At 42.9% G+C, this 18,524-nt stretch carries 15 protein-coding genes and 1 riboswitch; of the genes, 11 read left to right on the top strand and 4 right to left on the bottom strand.

Annotated features, from left to right (window positions below; translation table 11 throughout):
• The first annotated feature begins 282 nt into the window (after window positions 1-282).
• From AC13CS_RS00975 to AC13CS_RS01020, 10 genes are all read left to right on the top strand, one after another.
• Window positions 283-999, top strand: coding sequence for an NUDIX hydrolase (locus AC13CS_RS00975; protein WP_163627361.1), 717 nt, complete (start codon window positions 283-285; stop codon window positions 997-999).
• Window positions 1,000-1,068: 69 nt separating this feature from the next.
• Window positions 1,069-2,775 (top strand): GMC oxidoreductase, encoded by a 1,707-nt coding sequence (locus AC13CS_RS00980; RefSeq protein ID WP_482888327.1) that lies wholly within the window; start codon window positions 1,069-1,071, stop codon window positions 2,773-2,775.
• A gap of 2 nt (window positions 2,776-2,777) precedes the next feature.
• Window positions 2,778-3,371 carry a gluconate 2-dehydrogenase subunit 3 family protein gene (locus AC13CS_RS00985; protein WP_482888328.1) on the top strand — a complete coding sequence of 198 codons (594 nt, stop codon included), beginning with the start codon at window positions 2,778-2,780 and terminating at the stop codon, window positions 3,369-3,371.
• Complete coding sequence (locus AC13CS_RS00990; protein WP_293165183.1) at window positions 3,371-4,738, top strand: Gfo/Idh/MocA family protein; 1,368 nt, start codon at window positions 3,371-3,373, stop codon at window positions 4,736-4,738. The genes AC13CS_RS00985 and AC13CS_RS00990 overlap by 1 nt, the downstream gene beginning before the upstream one ends.
• Before the next feature lie 49 nt (window positions 4,739-4,787).
• A complete protein-coding gene (locus tag AC13CS_RS00995; RefSeq protein ID WP_293165185.1) occupies window positions 4,788-6,278 on the top strand; it encodes a nucleoside hydrolase-like domain-containing protein in 1,491 nt (496 codons plus the stop codon).
• A 41-nt stretch (window positions 6,279-6,319) separates the two neighbouring features.
• Window positions 6,320-7,618 (top strand): citrate:proton symporter, encoded by a 1,299-nt coding sequence (locus AC13CS_RS01000; protein ID WP_293165187.1) that lies wholly within the window; start codon window positions 6,320-6,322, stop codon window positions 7,616-7,618.
• Window positions 7,618-8,955, top strand: a complete 1,338-nt coding sequence (locus tag AC13CS_RS01005; RefSeq protein WP_293165189.1) for an acyclic terpene utilization AtuA family protein — start codon at window positions 7,618-7,620, stop codon at window positions 8,953-8,955. Before AC13CS_RS01000 ends, AC13CS_RS01005 begins: the two co-directional genes overlap by 1 nt.
• Window positions 8,956-8,958: 3 nt before the next feature.
• Window positions 8,959-9,270, top strand: a complete 312-nt coding sequence (locus tag AC13CS_RS01010) for an AtuA-related protein (protein WP_293165191.1) — start codon at window positions 8,959-8,961, stop codon at window positions 9,268-9,270.
• A 10-nt stretch (window positions 9,271-9,280) separates the two neighbouring features.
• Window positions 9,281-10,312, top strand: a complete 1,032-nt coding sequence (locus AC13CS_RS01015) for an alpha/beta fold hydrolase (RefSeq protein ID WP_293165193.1) — start codon at window positions 9,281-9,283, stop codon at window positions 10,310-10,312.
• A 91-nt stretch (window positions 10,313-10,403) separates the two neighbouring features.
• A complete protein-coding gene (locus AC13CS_RS01020) occupies window positions 10,404-12,716 on the top strand; it encodes a glycoside hydrolase family 3 N-terminal domain-containing protein (protein ID WP_293165195.1) in 2,313 nt (770 codons plus the stop codon).
• 143 nt (window positions 12,717-12,859) lie between these two features.
• Here AC13CS_RS01020 and AC13CS_RS01025 read toward each other — a convergent pair whose 3' ends face one another.
• From AC13CS_RS01025 to rocD, 4 genes are all read right to left on the bottom strand, one after another.
• Window positions 12,860-13,876, bottom strand: a complete 1,017-nt coding sequence (locus tag AC13CS_RS01025; protein WP_293165197.1) for an acyl-CoA dehydrogenase family protein — start codon at window positions 13,874-13,876, stop codon at window positions 12,860-12,862.
• Window positions 13,845-14,444, bottom strand: coding sequence for a nicotinamide riboside transporter PnuC (gene pnuC, locus AC13CS_RS01030; RefSeq protein WP_163627378.1), 600 nt, complete (start codon window positions 14,442-14,444; stop codon window positions 13,845-13,847). Before pnuC ends, AC13CS_RS01025 begins: the two co-directional genes overlap by 32 nt.
• Before the next feature lie 56 nt (window positions 14,445-14,500).
• A riboswitch (TPP riboswitch) is annotated at window positions 14,501-14,606 on the bottom strand.
• Window positions 14,607-14,729: 123 nt separating this feature from the next.
• Window positions 14,730-15,221, bottom strand: coding sequence for a PAS domain-containing protein (locus AC13CS_RS01035; RefSeq protein ID WP_293165200.1), 492 nt, complete (start codon window positions 15,219-15,221; stop codon window positions 14,730-14,732).
• 404 nt (window positions 15,222-15,625) lie between these two features.
• Window positions 15,626-16,870, bottom strand: a complete 1,245-nt coding sequence (gene rocD, locus AC13CS_RS01040) for an ornithine--oxo-acid transaminase (protein ID WP_293165202.1) — start codon at window positions 16,868-16,870, stop codon at window positions 15,626-15,628.
• A gap of 235 nt (window positions 16,871-17,105) precedes the next feature.
• On the opposite strand from rocD, the gene rlmD reads away from it, so the two are divergent.
• On the top strand, window positions 17,106-18,518 hold the full coding sequence (gene rlmD, locus AC13CS_RS01045) for a 23S rRNA (uracil(1939)-C(5))-methyltransferase RlmD (protein ID WP_293165204.1): 1,413 nt from the start codon (window positions 17,106-17,108) through the stop codon (window positions 18,516-18,518).
• The last annotated feature ends 6 nt before the right edge of the window (window positions 18,519-18,524 follow it).

Raw genomic sequence — 18,524 nt, forward strand, 5'->3', positions numbered from 1 at the left:
CAATTGTGCAATTTCTCACCATTGGGACTAGCATGCAAAATAGAATTGACAAAATATTTCTGAATGGCTATCGTAGTTCCTTTCTACATTAGCATTTTCAATATAAACCTAAACGGGAAATGCGTTATTTTTTTCTTTGACCGTTCCTGAAGCCAGAAACATGGGCAAATCATATTTTTATATTCTCAATTCACCCCTATTTATTGTATCAATTCGTTACAATAATATTTTCTTTTTTTCGTAATTATATTTTTTTGATGTAAATTTTGCGATGTTTACAACATGCTACCATTAGAATCAGAACATATAACCAATATTGCCTATGATACGGTAATCCTAGGTTTTACTGGAAAAGAATTGAAAATATTGATCTTGGAATATCAAAATTCCGGCCAATTTGCATTGCCCGGAGGGTTTATTCGGCGAGATGAAGATTTGTACGATGCTGTTAAAAGAGGGGTTCGGGAAAGAACGGGCCTGGAAAAAATTCATTTAGAACAGTTTCACACGTTTGGAAAAAAGAACAGGGACAGTTCCTACCCCTTCAAAAAGATTGCTGCCGGAAAAGGCTATTCCATATCTTCCGACCATTGGGTTTTGGATAGATTCATCACCATTGGATATTATGCATTGATCAATTACAACCAAGTACAGCCCACTCCCGACAAATTTTCGGATTCCATCAATTGGTATGACATCAACAAATTGCCAACTTTAATGATAGACCACGCTGAGATTGTTGAAAAAGCATTGGAGTCCATTAGAAATGACCTTGGAAAAAAACCCATCGGAGAAAATCTTTTGCCCGAAAAGTTTACCATGAAGGAATTACAAAAAGTGTATGAGACCATTCTAAACAAAGAATTTAGACGTACCACCTTCCAACGGAAAATGCTTAGTATGGATATTTTAAAACGACATGAGAAATTGTATACCGGTGCGGCCAACAAGGCCCCTTACCTTTATAGTTTTGACAAGGAAAAAGTTGAAAAGACATAAATTATAACAAAATCACTTTAAAAAATAAGGAAATAATCCCAACCTTTAAATCCTAAACCGAATACGCCAATGCCAAATTTTAATATAGATGCCGACCCCAAACACACCTATGATGCCATTGTAATCGGCTCTGGGATCAGTGGAGGGTGGGCCGCCAAAGAACTTTGTGAAAAAGGACTAAAAACCTTGGTTTTGGAGCGCGGCCCCATAGTGGAGCATCCAAAAGACTACACCACAGCCCATCTGGATCCTTGGGACATGGAACTTCGTGGCGGACTTACCCCAGAACAACAACAAAAACATTATAAGGCCATACGCTCAGGGTTTATTGGTCAGGATACCGAACATTTTTTTGCCAATGATGAAGAAAACCCATATACCGAAGAAAAACCATTTTTATGGATCCGCGGTCACCAAATGGGAGGACGTTCCCTATTGTGGGGCAAACAGACCTACCGTTGGAGCGAAATGGATTTTGAGGCCAACGCCAAAGACGGTCACGGAGTAGATTGGCCCATACGCTACAAAGATTTGGAACCGTGGTACACCTATGTGGAGAAGTTTGCGGGTATCAGTGGCGAGGCACTTGGGCTGCCCCAGCTTCCCGACAGCCACTTTCTACCTCCCATGGAGTTGAACTGTGTTGAAAAACACATCAAAAAAAGAATTGAGCGTGACTTCCCCGAAAGACATATGATCATAGGCCGTGTAGCGCATTTAACGCAACCATTGAATGGAAGAGGGCAGTGCCAATACCGTAATCGCTGTAGCCGAGGATGCCCATACGGTGCCTATTTTAGCAGTAATGCCGTAACCTTGCCAGCAGCCAATGCAACCGGGAATCTTACTTTTAGACCTTACTCCATTGTGCAGTCCATTATGTATGATGAAGGAACAGGCAAAGCATCGGGAGTACGAATTATTGATGCCGAGACCAATGAAGACATCGAATTCAAGGCCAAAATTGTTTTCTGCAACGCCTCTACCTTGAGTACCACCCAAATACTGTTGAATTCCACCTCTAATCGCTTTCCCGAAGGGATGGGCAACGATAGCGGTGAGCTGGGCCATAACTTAATGGACCACACCTACCGTGTGGGGGCACTGGGCAAGGTTGAAGGCTTTGAAGACAAATACTACAGTGGTCGCCGACCCAACGGAATTTATATCCCCCGCTATTGGAACATCGACGAAAACTCCAAAACGGATAAATTTTTGCGTGGTTTTGGTTATCAAGGCGGCGGTTATCGCATGGGAAACAGTGAAGCTGCCAATCGTAAAGAATTCGGTGGCGAATACAAGGACAGCATCATGAAGCCAGGGCCTTGGGAGTTCTTCATCACAGGTTTTGCCGAGTGTTTGCCTTATCACGATAACAAAGTATTCCTCAACAAAGAGGTTACCGATAAATGGGGACAACCTACACTATCAATCGATTGTGAGTACAAGGAAAACGAACTGGCCCAGAACAAACAGATTCAAGAAGATGCCGTGGAAATGTTGGAAAAAGCGGGAGTCAAGGACGTTCTTGGATTTGACAACAAACACGAACCCGGGTATGGGGTTCACGAAATGGGAACCGCACGTATGGGCCGCGACCCAAAAACCTCAGTTTTGAACGGAACCAATCAAATCCATTCCGTAAAAAATGTTTTTGTGACCGATGGTGCTTGTATGACCTCCAACTCTTGTGTGAACCCGTCACTTACCTATATGGCACTTACCGCAAGGGCTGCTGACCATGCCGTGAAAGAACTTAAAAAAATGAACATTTGATCATGGACCGCAGAAAAGCTTTAAAATTTACAGGAAGTATGGCCGCAGTTGCCGTTGCAGGCCCTTCATTATTTTCCATACTTCAATCTTGTAAAAACGAAACACGGGTTGATTGGCAACCGCAATTCTTGACCATGGACGAAGCGGCATTCATATCCAAAATAGTGGACATGATCTTACCGCGCACCGAAACACCCGGGGCTTTGGATGTAAAAGTCGATATTTTTATTGATAAGGTCTATGCCCAATTGTATGATGCCAATGGCCAAAACCATGTTAGAAAAGAAATAGAAAAGTTCAACGCCGATTGTATTTCCGATTTTGGCGACAACTTTGTGAACCTTTCCGAATCAGACCAAATCAAAGTTATGGAAAAGGCTGAACAGAACTCGGGACAATTTGGTAGTGGTGTTTGGGGAACCAGCGTGGGCAACCCAGAACCCGTAGGTTTTTACAGATCCTTAAAATCAACAGCCTTGTGGGGCTATTTTACCTCCGAGGAAATCGGTGAACATGTATTGAACTATGACCCAATTCCTGGTACCTATAATGGATGCCTATCTTTAAGCGAAGTAGGCAATAAATGGAGCCTTTAATGGATTCTAAAAAATTTTACATCAACCGAAGAAAATTTCTGACCAGCACCTCTGCTGCCTTGGCCTTATCATCATTTGGTGCGTATGGTATGGAGTTGATGTATTCTTCGAAAAAGTGGAATGTAGGACTAATAGGCTGTGGTTGGTACGGAGTAAGTGATTTGTTCAAACTGATCCAAGTAGCCAATGTCGAAGTAGTCTCACTCTGTGATGTAGATCAAAAACATCTGGAAGATGCTGCACATTTGGTGTCCCAACGACAAAAATCCGGTAAAAAGCCAAGATTGTACGGCGATTACCGCAAAATGCTGGCCGAAAAGGATTTGGACATCGTTTTGATAGGTTCGCCCGATCATTGGCATGCACTACAAGCCATAGAAGCCATGGAAGCCGGGGCACATCTTTATCTACAAAAACCCATTAGCCTCGATGTTTTGGAAGGCGAAGCCATTTTGTCCGCGGCCCGAAAACTGGGCAAAAAGGTGCAAGTGGGCACACAGCGCAGAAGCACGCCCCACTTGATCGAAGGCAAGAAAAATATTATTGATGCCGGATTATTGGGAAAGATATCCCATGTAGAAATGTGCTGTTACTATCACATGCGTTGGAATGCCAATCCACCGGTACAACAAATCCCCGATCATTTTGATTACGATCTTTGGTCCGGACCAGCTCCATTAAGGCCCTACGTAGGTCTTCCGCACAGAAGATGGCGGGCATTCATGGAGTACGGAAATGGTATTGTTGGCGATATGTGCGTTCACATGCTGGATGCCGTTCGGTGGATGCTCGGTCTCGGATGGCCCAAAAAAGTCAGCTCCACCGGAGGGATTTACGTGCAAAAAGATTCCATAGCCAATATTTCCGACACACAAACCGCCATTTTCGAATTTGAAGAGCTCAATTGCGTATGGCAACACCGTAGTTGGGGTACTCCAACAGACCCAGATTACCCTTGGGCCTTCTTTATTTATGGGGAAAAAGGAACTTTTAAGGGAAGTGTGCACCAATACGAGTTTATTCCCAACGATGGTAAAACCATTAAAAAAGAAGTGGTTTACGAACGTGAAAAATATCCAGAGGATTTAAAGGAAAAGGATATCGAGCTCCATACCGCACCAGCTACACGGGGCCACATGTTGGATTTGTTGGATGCCATCGAAAGTGATAGATTTCCTGTTGCCGATGTAGAGCAGGGCCATATTTCCACAGCCAGTTGCATTATGGCCAACCTTGCCATGGGATTGGAACGCCCATTGGTTTATAATCCACAAAAAAGGATTATTGTTGATGATGCGGAAGCCTCTGCATTGCTCAAACACCAGTATCGAGGGCCATGGAAACATCCCTCGGAAACCATTTTATGATCAAACAAACCCACTATCAACATAAAAATTGATAGCCATCAGAACCAAAATGACAAAATTCAACCTTTTATTGCCACTCATATTCATGTCCTTTTCCGTTATGGCGCAACAAGGCCACAAACGAACCATTGTTACCACCGATGGTGAAATAGACGATGTGGACACCTTTATTCGTTTTTTGATGTACACCAACGAATTTGATACCGAAGGATTGATCTATTCCAGTTCCATGTGGCATTGGAAGGGTGATGGCAAGGGAACCACCATGGTCTCCGAAATGGAAATGACCCGAAATATGTATGGTGAACGAAGCGAATTGAGATGGCCTGGAACCACTTGGATACAGGAACTGCTGGCCGAATATGCCAAAGTACATCCCAACCTATTGCTTCATGATAAAAACTACCCCACCCCAGAAGAACTTTTGGCGCTGGTAAAAGTGGGCAACATAGATTTTGAGGGAGAAATGGACCAACGCACCGAAGGTTCGAAATGGATAGCAAAAAAATTGCTGGATGATGACCCTCGCGAAATTTTTCTTCAGGCCTGGGGCGGAACCAATACCATTGCCCGTGCCCTAAAATCAATCGAAGAAGACTATTCCAGCCATACAGATTGGGAAGCAATCAAGGAGAAAGTATCAAAAAAGGCCATCATCTACACCATCATGGACCAAGATGCCACCTACAAAAAATACATAGGGCCCAATTGGCCCAACATACGGGTCTTTTACAATGCCAACCAATTTTGGTGCTTTGCCTACCCATGGAAACAAGTGGTTCCCAAGAGCCAGCAACCCTATTTAGAGGGGAGTTTTATGGGGCCGAACATCATCAATAACCATGGTCCATTGTTTACAAAATATTATTCTTACGGGGATGGACAAAAACAAGAAGGAGACCCTAATCATTTTGAGGGAGATATTTCAAAAATTGCCCATACCGATCGCGGCAATTTTTCCAAGTACGATTTTATCTCAGAAGGAGATTCCCCTGCGTTTTTACATTTGGTGGATGTGGGCTTGGACAACTACGAAGACCCGTCCCGAGGTGGTTGGAGCGGTCGTTTTGAGCAATCGACCGAAAATCCATACCGTTTTGAAGACGGTGAAGCCGCGGCCGATCTAAATCCTGAAACGGGAGAAATGGACAAAAGCTATCCCCAGACCCGTTGGATAAAACCTATGCAACTCGATTTTGCCGCCCGTGCCGATTGGTGCATCAAACCATTTGAAGAGGCCAACCATCCTCCACAGATTTCTGTATCGCAAGGGAATTCGATTAATGCAAACCCAGGAGAAAAGGTTGTTCTCAATCTTTCATCTGAAGATATTGACGAACACCCTGTCTATTTTAAGGTTTGGCCCTATGCCGAAGCTGGTGATGGAGCTGCGACCGTTGAAATAAAAACTGATGTGGTATCGGTTAAAATTCCAAAAACCGCCAAAAGCGGGGAACAATACCATATCATTGTTGAAGGTACGGATACTGGCTTCCCTGCTTTGACCAGGTACCAAAGAGTTATCATTTCAATCCAATAAATTAAGAAACATATTAACGCTTAATTAAAAATCCTCCACTTTTGCTTTTAACCAGTCTGCTTATCATCATTGTTTTATTGGTACTTATCCTAACAAAAAAGATGAGTGCCATGGCTGCCCTGATTTTGGTACCCGTGGTAGGCGCCTTACTAGCTGGGTTTGGCTGGGAAACGTTTGATTTTGCTCTGGATGGCATCAAAAGCATTGCTCCTGTTGTGGCCATGTTCGTATTTGCCATCCTATTTTTTGGGATTCTGACCGATGCGGGTATGTTCAATCCCATTATAAACACCATTTTAAAATGGGTGGGCACCAACCCAACTTTAATTGCCATTGGAACTGCCTTGTTGGCCATGACCGTACATTTTGATGGCTCTGGAGCCACCACCTTTTTAATCGTGATTCCCGCCATACTGCCCCTTTATGAGAAACTCCAAATGGATCGTCGCGTTTTGGCTTGCGTCGTATCCTTGGCAGCGGGCACCATGAACATGCTTCCATGGGGCGGCCCCACCATCCGTGCAGCATCAGCGCTCAACTTAAGTGTGGCCGAGATATATTCCCCTATTATGCTACCACAGATTTGCGGACTTTTATTTGTTGTTTTTATTGCCTGGCGGTTGGGCAAGAAAGAATCCAAACGCCTCAATATTCAAAAAAACACGGTAGCCAAGGAAGAAATTGAAACTATGGAGGCAGATGTGCCGACCATGCCTTCCAAAACCAGAAACTTTTGGCTCAATATTATTATAACCATTTTGGCACTTGTATTTTTAATTTCCGGCACCGTTCCTCCCGCCCTCGTTTTTATGATCGGGACAGTTTTGGTTTTGATGTTGAATTTCCCAAGTCTGGAAAAACAAAAAGATTTGATTTTTTCCCATTCAAGAGCTGCCATTTTAATGGCCTCCATATTGTTGGCCGCTGGTGTTTTTACAGGAATCATGAAAGAGTCGGGTATGATAGCCAACATGGCCGAAAGTGCCGTGGACGTTATTCCGACCGCTGCGGGTGAACGATTACCGCTCATTCTTGCGGTGTTGAGCATGCCGCTCAGCTTTTTGTTCGACCCCAATTCGTTCTATTTTGGATTTTTGCCCATATTGGCACAAACGGGCAACGAATTTGGTATAGCCTCTGCAACCATGGGCCAAGCGGCAATTATGGGGCAAATGACCACGGGCTTCCCTTTAAGTCCATTAACGGCTGCAACCTTTTTATTGATCGGTTTGGCAAAAGTGGATTTGGCGGACCATCAAAAGTTTACTTTTAAATACGCCTTTTTGACCACATTGGTCATGACATTAATTTCAGTTTTAATCGGAGTGATTCCCATATAATGAAGAAAACAATTCGCATAGGATCGGGAGCTGGCTATTCGGGAGACCGAATCGAACCAGCCGTAGACTTAATAAAAGAGGGGAATTTGGATTATATCATCTTCGAATGCCTTGCAGAGCGTACCATTGCCTTGGCCCAATTGCAGAAAATGCAAAACAAAGAGCTTGGTTATGATCCTTTATTGGAAGACCGCATGAAAGCCTGTTTACCTTATTGTGTTTCAAACAATGTAAAACTTATCAGCAATATGGGCGCCGCCAATCCTGTAGCCGCGGCAAAAAAAACGGCCAGAATAGCCAGCGAATTGGGTTTAAAAAGCATCAAAATAGCTGCGGTATTTGGTGATGATGTTCAATCATTGTTGGATTTTGAAACACAAACCTTATTGGAAACCGGTGAGCCCTTATCTGTTTTGGATGATAAAATCATTTCTGCCAATACCTATTTGGGGGTTGAAGGAATTCTATCCGCCCTCAAGGATGGTGCGCATGTCATCCTAACTGGCAGAGTGGCCGACCCCGCCCTGTTTTTGGCTCCCATTATCCATGAATTTGATTGGTCCCTCAGCGATTACCCTCTTTTGGGCAAAGGAACTGCTTTGGGTCATTTAATGGAATGTGCCGGTCAAGTATGTGGTGGTTATTTCGCAGATGGAGTAAATAAACACGTTCCTAATTTAGGTAATTTAGGGTTTCCCATTGCGGAAATCAACGAAGAGGGTTCTTTCTTCATCACCAAATTGAAAGATTCGGGCGGTATGGTAACCCCTGCAACCTGCAAAGAACAATTGTTGTACGAGGTACATGACCCATCAGAATATTTAACGCCCGATGTCATTGCCGATTTTTCCAGCATCAGTTTTAAGGAAATAGAGAAGGATAAAGTAGAGGTTTCTGGAGCTACAGGAAAACCATTGACCGGAAAATTAAAAGTATCCGTCGGCTATCATGATGGTTATATGGCAGATGCCCAAATAAGTTATGGTGGAAGTCATGTATTGGAACGGGCCAAATTGGCGATTGACATCATCAAAGAAAGAATACAATCCATTGATTTCGATGTGGAGGATATCCTTTTTGACCTTATTGGGGTTGACAGTCTCTTCAAAGAAAAGATTGCAAACATGCCCCCAACGGAAGTTCGACTGCGCGTAGCTGCTAAAACAAAAGACAGAAAAGAGGCCGTACAGTTGGTCAATGAAGTAGAAACACTGTACACCAATGGTCCAGCGGCTGGAGGCGGTGTTAGCAAAACAGTCACGGAAATTGTTGCCATCCAATCTGTTTTGATCGATAAAAATAGGGTAACCCCCATAGTTGAATACTTTGAAAGCTAACAAATGAAACTAAAGGATTTAGCACATTCAAGAACAGGAGACAAAGGAGATATTATAAATATCTCGGTCATTGCTTTTGATGAAAAAGATTATCAAACCTTGCAAAAATTGGTGACCGCCACTTCAGTGAAAAAGTTTCTTGGGGAAATGGTCCTGGGCGAGGTAATACGGTATGAGCTCCCAAACCTTGGTGCGATGAACTTTGTGATCCACAAGGCACTTCGGGGCGGTGTAACGCGCTCCCTGCGTTTGGACAAACACGGAAAAACACTATCCTCCTACCTCTTGGAAATGCCACTGGAAATAAAAAACTAAAACTTGATTGATGAAAATATTCTTAAAATTGATATTGGTCATTTGTACCCTACAGTTGACCTATGCACAAACAACAAAGGGAACCATAGTAATTGATTCCATTTACTCTGAGAATTTGGAAAATAATTTTGATGAAAACCCTACTCGCGAAGTTGGGGTTTATCTTCCTCCCAACTATGACAAGGAAACCAAAAAATATCCCGTAATTTATTTTTTACACGGCTTTTATGGCGACCACAACATGTTGGAGCCCATGAAGGAAATCTTGGATTTTGCCATAGAGACCAAACGAATTCGACCTTTTATTTTGGTGATTCCCAACCAAAAAACCACCTACGAGGGCAGTTTTTACTCCAATTCCGGCATTTTTGGAAATTGGGAGGACTTTACCGTACAAGATTTGGTGAAATACATGGACGAAAACTATCGCACGCTAGCCAAAAAAGAAAGCCGTGGTATTACAGGCCACAGCATGGGGGGTTATGGTGCTTTGAACATCGCCATGAAACATCCCGATGTTTTCAATACCGTTTACGCCATCAGCCCGGGAGCTTTGGCCATAGTTCGTGAGTACGGGCCGAACAGCAATACCTTTAAAGAGCTTTCGGAAATATCGACCTACAAAGCATTGGAAAAAACATATTTTGGCAAAGTCATGGTTGCTTTTGCCCGTTCCTGGTCCCCCAACCCGAACAAACCTCCTTTTTATTGTGATTTCCCGTTTGGATATAAAAATGGCGAGTTGGTCATACACCAAGAAACACTTAAAAAATGGCACGACAATATGCCTTTTTACAATCTCGAAAATTACATTGACAATCTAAAAAGCTTGAAAGCCATCAAAATGGATTGGGGCAGAAATGCTGGGGAACGATTTACACAGCAATGTAAAATGTTCAGTATAAAATTGGAAAATCTGGGCATTGACCATTTCGCCGAGGAATACATCGGCACCCACGTGAATAACATTTATACCAAAAATGGACGTTTGCCCCAACAAGTGCTGCCCTTTTTTGAATATTATCTTGAGTTTGAAGAATAAAACTATTCAAAAAGGAGACAACATATTATTTTTCTAATCACAAGTCGTTAACTTGCAATTGATTATCACATAGACAACTAAACATCAAACTATGCATAGTTTAAAACAAAACCTTCGATGGGGCAGTCTGCTCTTAGCAACGCTTTTTATAGGTTGTAGTCCAAAATTTACCGAAGAACAAAAAGATGGTTTCAACCTTGTACATAATGAAAACGGCGAAACATTAGGGTACAGCCCGGATTCCGAAGTATCTATTTTAACAGTTGACCGTTTGGCCTTCAAAGACCTGAATAAAAACGGCACTTTAGATCCTTATGAGGATTGGAGGCTTTCCGCAGAGGAAAGAGCCCATGATCTTGCCTCAAAAATGAGCGTGGAACAAATTGCGGGATTAATGCTGTACAGTGCCCACCAATCCATTCCCGGAGGAGGCAATAGTTTTTTTGGAGCTGTCACCTACAATGGAAAACCATATGATGAAAGCGGAGCCAAACCCAGTGACCTTTCCGATGCACAAAAGAAATTTCTTTTAGAGGACAACCTACGCCATGTTTTGATTACCAGTGTGGAGTCGCCGGGAATATCGGCACAATGGAACAACAATGCACAGGCTATGGTAGAAGGAATTGGATTGGGCATCCCCATCAACACCAGTTCGGACCCTAGACACGGAAGCGATTCTTATGCAGAATTTAATGCAGGTGCAGGAGGGAAAATCTCAATGTGGCCCAGTACCTTGGGATTGGCGGCTAGTTTTGACCCATCACTAATGCAACAATTTGGGAAAATTGCTTCCAAAGAATACCGTGCTTTAGGAATTGCCACTGCCCTATCCCCACAAATAGATTTGGCTACAGAGCCGCGTTGGTCCCGTTTTGACGGCACTATGGGAGAAGACCCAAAACTTGCCGCTGACATGGCCCGAGCATATGTTGAAGGCTTCCAAGCTTCAGAAAATGGTGATTGGGGCAACCAAAGTGTAAACGCCATGGTAAAGCACTGGCCTGGAGGTGGCCCCGAAGAAGGTGGTCGTGATGGTCATTTTGGATATGGATCCTATGCCGTTTATCCTGGCAAAAACCTAGAAGATCATTTAAAGCCGTTTACCGAAGGGGCCTTTGATTTGGAGGGGCCCACCGAAATGGCCACTGCCGTAATGCCTTACTATACCATTTCATACAATCAGGACACGGAGAATGGCGAAAACGTGGGCAATGCCTATAACAAATACTTGATTACAGACCTGCTACGTGGCAAATACGGTTACGATGGTGTGGTGTGCACAGATTGGGGGATTACAGGCGATGCTCCCAATGTATATGAATTTAGGGGCAAACCTTGGGGAGTTGAAAATCTGAGTGTTGCTGAAAGACATTATAAAATTATTGAAGCGGGCTGCGACCAATTTGGGGGCAACAACGATATGGGACCTGTTATCGAAGCCTATCAAATGGGCGTGGAGGAACATGGAGAGGAATACATGCGCAAACGTTTTGAAACTTCTGCCGTACGGCTTTTGAAAAATATATTCAGGACAGGGTTGTTCGAAAATCCGTATTTGGATGTATCAGAAACAGAACAAATCGTGGGTAATGCCGAGTTTATGGAAGCGGGCTACAAGGCACAGCTCAAATCCGTAGTGATGCTAAAGAACAGTTCAGAAACCTTGCCCGTGCAAGCCAAGAAAAAAGTGTACGTACCCCAGCGCTATGTTGCCCCTACCGTTAACTGGTTTGGCGTTGCGACCAAAGAACGTACAGAACATCCATTTAATATGGAAGTAGTGGCCAAGTATTTCGAAGTTGTGGATGAGCCCAGTGATGCTGATTTTGCACTCGTAGGCATACAAAGTCCAAATGGTGGCGTTGGATACGCCGTTGCCGATACGGAAAAAGGAGGCAATGGATATATTCCCATTAGCTTGCAGTACGGCACCTATACGGCAACCAATGCCAGGGATGAAAGTATAGCTGCTGGAAGCCCTCTAGAAGATGGTATAACAAACCGATCCTACAAGGGCAAAACAACAACCGCTGTCAATATTTCGGATATGGGCCTGGTTACGGATACCAAAAGAAAAATGGGAAATAAACCCGTTGTTGTAATTGTTAAAGTATCCAAACCTATGGTCTTTGCCGAGATTGAGCCTTCAGCCGATGCTATTTTGGTACATATGGGCGTTCAAGACCAAGCATTAATGGATATTGTCTCCGGCAAAGTGGAACCCTCCGCCATGTTACCATTCCAAATGCCAAACGATATGATGACTGTTGAATCTCAATTTGAGGATGTCCCAAGGGACATGGAACCCTATACCGATTCCAATGGAAATGCCTATGATTTTGCCTTTGGGCTCAACTGGAACGGCACAATTGATGATGCACGGGTAAAAGAATATAAATAACAGCGAACAATCGGACTGTGTTTTTAAGAAATTACCGCCATGTGATAATACCCACGTTTGTGCATAAATTGATGCAAGTTTTTAACTGAAGTTTATAAAAACAGGCAGCGAGCATTTTTATGGACTATCAAACTTAGGGGCGTCTACCTAAAAATATGATGCTGGGTAGCGGTAAAGTAATCCTTGAACACTTGGTTCAAAGGATGGTTTTCTTTACTGGCGGCAATACCCAAGGTGGGGTATGCCCTAATTATGCCGTCTGACAACAACCGTACAGAATCCAAGGCCTCTTGGTGTATTTTATCTGTCATCGCATTCGGCAACTCACTTCCCATATCTATCATCCGCTGTATTTGTTCGGCATATCCCATAGTTAGTAAATCCGCTTTCAGGATCACTTCTTGCAGTTTGTCCATACTTAGGTTTTGGCCGGAAATCTTTAGGGCCTCTTCCAAAAAATGCGCTGCCATGCCTACATAGTTTACCCACAAGGTCAGATCGGCAAATATGGAAAAAGGTATTTTAAAAATGGAATGGGGTTGGTGCAGCTCATTATATACAAAACTATATTTTTCATGTACCCACTTGGATCGTACCTCAAAAGAATCTGTGGCAGTGGCCTTTAACCCCATAGTATTCCAATCCTTGATAATTTGAACTTCCTCCTTTTTAAGAACAAAGGAGAGCACCAAGGGAGTACCATCCTTCTGGAGTACATCTTTACCGTCTTCGCGAATCTTTGCATTTAAGGTAAAGTGTGTGAGGTAAGGTGCCCCAGTGGCGTATTTCCATGTTCCCGAAATAACATAGCCCTCGCCTTTTTTCTCAGCTGTACCAAAAACACCTCCACTGCCCCCAAAGCATACGGGCTTTTCCGGGTCGGTGAAAATTTCATTGGCCACTGCTTGTTTTAAATTGCCAATAAAGAAATTGGCGCCACTGCAGAGCGTAATTGTCCATCCCAAGCTTCCATCGACCTTTGCCAGCGACCGTAATTTTTTCAGCCCTTCTGGAAGGCACATTTCCAATCCACCATAAGATTTAGGAACCCATAGATTCCAAAGGTTTTCTTGGACAATCCAGTTCAACACCTCAGGGGAGAATTCTTCTTTACCAAAATCAAGACTGCTAAGCCCCGGCATAGGTTCCATCACGCTCATGTGCAATAATTTTTTTCCATTTGATATACCCGGATATGGCCACTGCGAACAAGAAGGCCGTCAAACCTGCATAGATGTACAATTCCTTATAGATTAACAGGGGAATGGATATAAAGTTGCTAATGTTCAAATAGATCCAATTTTCTATTTTCCGTTTTGCCATCAACCACATACCGGCCCAAGCAAAAGCGCAGACCAGGGCATCCCAATAGGGAACATCGGAATCCGTGTGTTGTGCCAACCAATAGGCCATCAGCCCAAAACAGCCCAAAACAATTCCTCCCGCTATGGTATGCTCCCTACGGTTGGAGGTAGATATGGGTGTCTCTTGCTTTTGTTTTCCCATCTTCCAATAAAACCAACCATAAACACTCATCACCAAATAATAAAGGTTGAGCAAAATATCCGCATACAATCGGGATTGGTACAATACCCAAATACTGATCAGGATGGCAACAATTCCAAAAAGGTAATTATGGATATTGTTCTGACGGGCCAAAAGGACCTGAACCACACCAAAAATGGTTCCCAGCCATTGCAATAAGGTAAGTTGTGAAAGAAATTCCATTGTTTTGAGTTATCCATTTCTAATGATCATGGGGTACCCAAATTGGAACACGGGCAAGATTGACTCACCAAATTCCCTACGCCAGCATTACCTGGATCAGGTGCGAAGTATTCAACTTCCGGGTATGATCTCAGCCCCTATCGGGACACCCCATTCATTTTGTAAAGGTATGGAATAGTCATGATTTTATAGCAAAGTAGCTACCGAATCACACACTAACCCCCTTGCGTTGGAAATCTGTAAAAAACAATGGCACCAAATAAAGGAAAAAAAAGTGTTTCTTACTTAAGCACTCAATAATTCTCTTTCCATGGCTATAAAATGGGTCAGTTCTTTTTTTGAATCATAAAGCGGTAGTATTTTAATCTGGCATACATAGGATTCCCCGCTCTTTCTATAATTTACAATGGATCCAGTATAGCCATGCTTACGATGTAACTGTTCGCCAATGTCCTTAATCTTGCTTTTTGAGGTCTGCTCTCCCTGAAGAAATGTAGGCTTTTTTCCCAGAGCGTAGTTTTTGGCATAACCGGTCATCTCCGTAAACCCATTGTTTACCCAAATAATTTGTTGATCGGAGCTTGTTAAAACCAGGGCATCATAAACTTCTTGCCGTAGCACATCTTGAATATTGGGCCCAATATTTCCTTTGAGGATGTATTTTAATTGTTCTATATCTGTTTCCTTTTTTAAATTTTTGATGAGATGATGGTATGCCTCTAAATACAAATCAAAACTGAGCAAAGGTGAAATATATGTGCTATTCTCTTCACTCATGACCTTAGTTTTTGATGGTTTGTACAGCCTTGGTAAAAGGCTCTTTACATAAACTACATTTTCCCATAGGATTATTGACACTTTAGATTTTGGCACTCCGATTTCAATAGCCTCAACTATTGTTAAAAACAATCAAAATACTTGAAGGATCGATATACTCTCCCAATTGTTGTTGATCATTACCACATTATATTGGCACAGGGAAACAAGCCCCATCTGCATTCGAACCTTGCATTGTATCGTTGACCATATTTTCCTCGCAATGTAGCATAAAAAAGAGACTATCTAAATAAAGTACAGCAATCCGTCATTACAAGAACCAGTATACTACCCGTCCAATAGCTAGATAAGTTCAGCTTAACGAAAAACGATATTTTAGACAGTCTCCCAAACTTTAAATTGATCTACTTAGAAAAATCCTGTAGCGTTTTGGTGATTATGGAAACACAATCCATCAACTGCTCACGGTCCATTACCAAAGGTGGCGCAAAACGGATAATGTTGCCATGCGTAGGTTTTGCCAACAATCCATTCTCCTTTAATGCCATACAAATATCCCAAGCGGTCGAGCTCTCTTCCGTATCGTTGATTACAATGGCATTGAGCAACCCTTTACCACGTACTTTCACTACCAAATCACAGGAAGGGATAAACTTGTTCAGCTCTTCGCGGAACAATTCGCCCAATTCTTGGGCGTTATGGGCCAAGTTTTCTTCTTTAATCACCTCTAGGGCAGCCGTGCTTACCGCAGCGGCAACAGGATTTCCACCAAAAGTACTACCATGGCTTCCCGGTGTAATCACTTCCATAATATCGTCATTGGCCAACACGCCCGAAACCGGATAAACCCCTCCAGAAAGGGCCTTGCCCAAAATCAAAATATCTGGCTTCACATCTTCATGGTCTACCGCCAACATTTTGCCCGTTCTTGCGATACCGGTCTGAACTTCATCAGCAATAAAAAGTACATTGTATTTTTCGCAAAGGGCCTTGGCTTTTTTCAAATATCCTTCGAATGGCACATAGACCCCGGCTTCACCTTGAATGGGTTCCACTAAAAATCCGGCAACATGTGGATTACTTTTCAAAGCATTTTCCAGTGCCGTCAAATTATCGTATTCGATTTTTACAAAACCTTCGGTGTACGGACCATAATTTTTTCTCGCCACTTCATCATTGGAGAAAGAAATAATAGTGGTTGTTCTGCCATGAAAATTGTTTTCGCAAACAATCACTTTGGCTTGGTTTTCTGGGATGCCTTTTTTCTGGTAAGCCCATCTTCTGCATACTTTTAAGGCGGTCTCAACGGCCTCTGCCCCTGTGTTCATAGGCAACAACTTATCAAAGCCAAAGGTTTCGGTTGCGTATTTTTCGTATTTCCCCAACATATCGTTAAAAAAAGCCCGCGAAGTCAAGGTCAATGTTTTTGCTTGCTCCACCATGGCCCCAATAATTTTGGGATGACAATGTCCTTGGTTTACGGCAGAATATGCGGAGAGAAAATCATAATACTTTTTTCCTTCCACATCCCACACATAAACCCCTTCACCCTTGCTCAAGACCACAGGAAGTGGGTGGTAATTGTGTGCTCCGTACTTGTTTTCCAACTCTATCGCTTGCTGCGATGTTAAATGCTCTAAAACAGCCATTTCATTAAATGATTAAAATTGATAAAATAACCATTCCTACTGTACCTTTATTCTTTCGAAGTCTCGAAAAAGCAGCGTGGGAGAGAAATCATCCCTTGGAGTGCCCGCAAATTACAAATTAATTGATGAAAATGTAATTTTTCAGAATGTGATTCCCGATTGAACCACCGAAAGTTTAGATGCAATTTAAGAAGCTGCGTTCTGTGAAATACCAAAAAGAACTTACTTTTGCGGCATGCGTAAAAACAAAAGGAGAAAAACGTTTGAAAACGTAGAGGTAGTCGATGCCGGTGCAAAGGGAAAATCCGTGGGCAAGGCCCCCGACGGACGTGTAATTTTCCTTACCAATGCCGTTCCCGGAGATGTGGTGGATGTAACGACCACCAAAAAACGAAAAGCCTATTTTGAAGGGGTTGCCACCAACTTCCACACCCTTTCCGATAAAAGAACCGAACCTGTTTGTGAGCATTTTGGTGTATGTGGTGGTTGCAAATGGCAGCACATGGGGTATGAGCATCAGCTCTATTTTAAGCAAAAAGAGGTCGAGAACAACCTTAAGCGCATTGGTCATCTCGATCTTCCGGAAATAACCCCCATTCTAGGTTCCAAAGCGCAGTACTTTTACAGGAACAAGATGGAGTTCTCGTTTTCCGATAGCCGATGGTTGACCCAAGAGGAGATCGACTCCGATATCGAAATTGAGGACAGAAATGCATTGGGATTCCATATTCCTGGCATGTGGGACAAGATTTTGGATATTAAAAAGTGCCATTTACAGCAAGATCCTTCCAATGCCATACGGTTGGAGGTGAAAAATTTTGCCAATAAAAATGGGCTTACCTTTTTCAACCCTAGAAGACAGGAAGGCCTTTTAAGAACATTGATGATTCGAACATCATCAACCGGGGAAATTATGGTGCTCGTACAATTTTTTGAAGAAAATACAGAGCATCGCGAACTGCTCCTAAATCATTTAAAGGAAACATTCTCGGAGATAACTGCCTTGCTCTACGTCATCAATTCCAAAGGAAACGATACGATTTACGATCAGGAAGTAATTTGTTTTGCGGGCCGTGACCATATTTTTGAGGAAATGGAAGGGCTTCAGTTCAAGATCAATGCAAAATCATTTTATCAGACCAATTCGGAACAAGCCTATGAGCTTTATAAAGTGGCAAGGAATTTTGCTGGACTTACCGGGAGTGAATTGGTATACGATCTCTATACGGGCACGGGGACCATAGCGCAGTTCATCTCCAAAAACGCCAAAAAAGTAGTTGGCGTTGAGTCCGTTCCCGAGGCCATTGAAGATGCCAAGGCCAATGCGCTTCATAACAACATTTCTAACGCTGAATTTTTTGTTGGCGATATGAAAAATGTGTTCAACGATAGCTTTATTTTAGAACACGGTAAGCCCGACGTGATTATAACCGATCCTCCACGGGACGGTATGCACAAACAAGTGGTGGAACAACTCTTGCAAGTGGCACCGCCCAAAATTGTGTACGTAAGCTGCAACAGCGCAACCCAAGCCAGGGATTTGGCTCTTATGAAAGAAAAATACCAAGTCACCAAGGTACAACCCGTAGATATGTTCCCGCAGACACACCACGTTGAAAATGTTGTACTTTTGGAAAAACGGGTGTAGTTTTTG

The organism is Flagellimonas sp. B-3 (assembly GCF_056857835.1).

What these genes read in the sequence shown, in the direction of transcription:
- AC13CS_RS00995 (WP_293165185.1), top strand. Translation starts at nt 4,788, where the DNA reads ATGACAAAATTCAACCTTTTATTGCCACTCATATTCATGTCCTTTTCC.
- AC13CS_RS00980 (WP_482888327.1), top strand. Translation starts at nt 1,069, where the DNA reads ATGCCAAATTTTAATATAGATGCCGACCCCAAACACACCTATGATGCC.
- rocD (WP_293165202.1), bottom strand. Translation starts at nt 16,870, where the DNA reads ATGGCTGTTTTAGAGCATTTAACATCGCAGCAAGCGATAGAGTTGGAA.
- AC13CS_RS01010 (WP_293165191.1), top strand. Translation starts at nt 8,959, where the DNA reads ATGAAACTAAAGGATTTAGCACATTCAAGAACAGGAGACAAAGGAGAT.
- AC13CS_RS01025 (WP_293165197.1), bottom strand. Translation starts at nt 13,876, where the DNA reads ATGAGCGTGATGGAACCTATGCCGGGGCTTAGCAGTCTTGATTTTGGT.
- AC13CS_RS01005 (WP_293165189.1), top strand. Translation starts at nt 7,618, where the DNA reads ATGAAGAAAACAATTCGCATAGGATCGGGAGCTGGCTATTCGGGAGAC.
- rlmD (WP_293165204.1), top strand. Translation starts at nt 17,106, where the DNA reads ATGCGTAAAAACAAAAGGAGAAAAACGTTTGAAAACGTAGAGGTAGTC.
- AC13CS_RS01015 (WP_293165193.1), top strand. Translation starts at nt 9,281, where the DNA reads ATGAAAATATTCTTAAAATTGATATTGGTCATTTGTACCCTACAGTTG.
- AC13CS_RS00990 (WP_293165183.1), top strand. Translation starts at nt 3,371, where the DNA reads ATGGATTCTAAAAAATTTTACATCAACCGAAGAAAATTTCTGACCAGC.
- AC13CS_RS01020 (WP_293165195.1), top strand. Translation starts at nt 10,404, where the DNA reads ATGCATAGTTTAAAACAAAACCTTCGATGGGGCAGTCTGCTCTTAGCA.
- pnuC (WP_163627378.1), bottom strand. Translation starts at nt 14,444, where the DNA reads ATGGAATTTCTTTCACAACTTACCTTATTGCAATGGCTGGGAACCATT.
- AC13CS_RS00975 (WP_163627361.1), top strand. Translation starts at nt 283, where the DNA reads ATGCTACCATTAGAATCAGAACATATAACCAATATTGCCTATGATACG.
- AC13CS_RS01035 (WP_293165200.1), bottom strand. Translation starts at nt 15,221, where the DNA reads ATGAGTGAAGAGAATAGCACATATATTTCACCTTTGCTCAGTTTTGAT.
- AC13CS_RS00985 (WP_482888328.1), top strand. Translation starts at nt 2,778, where the DNA reads ATGGACCGCAGAAAAGCTTTAAAATTTACAGGAAGTATGGCCGCAGTT.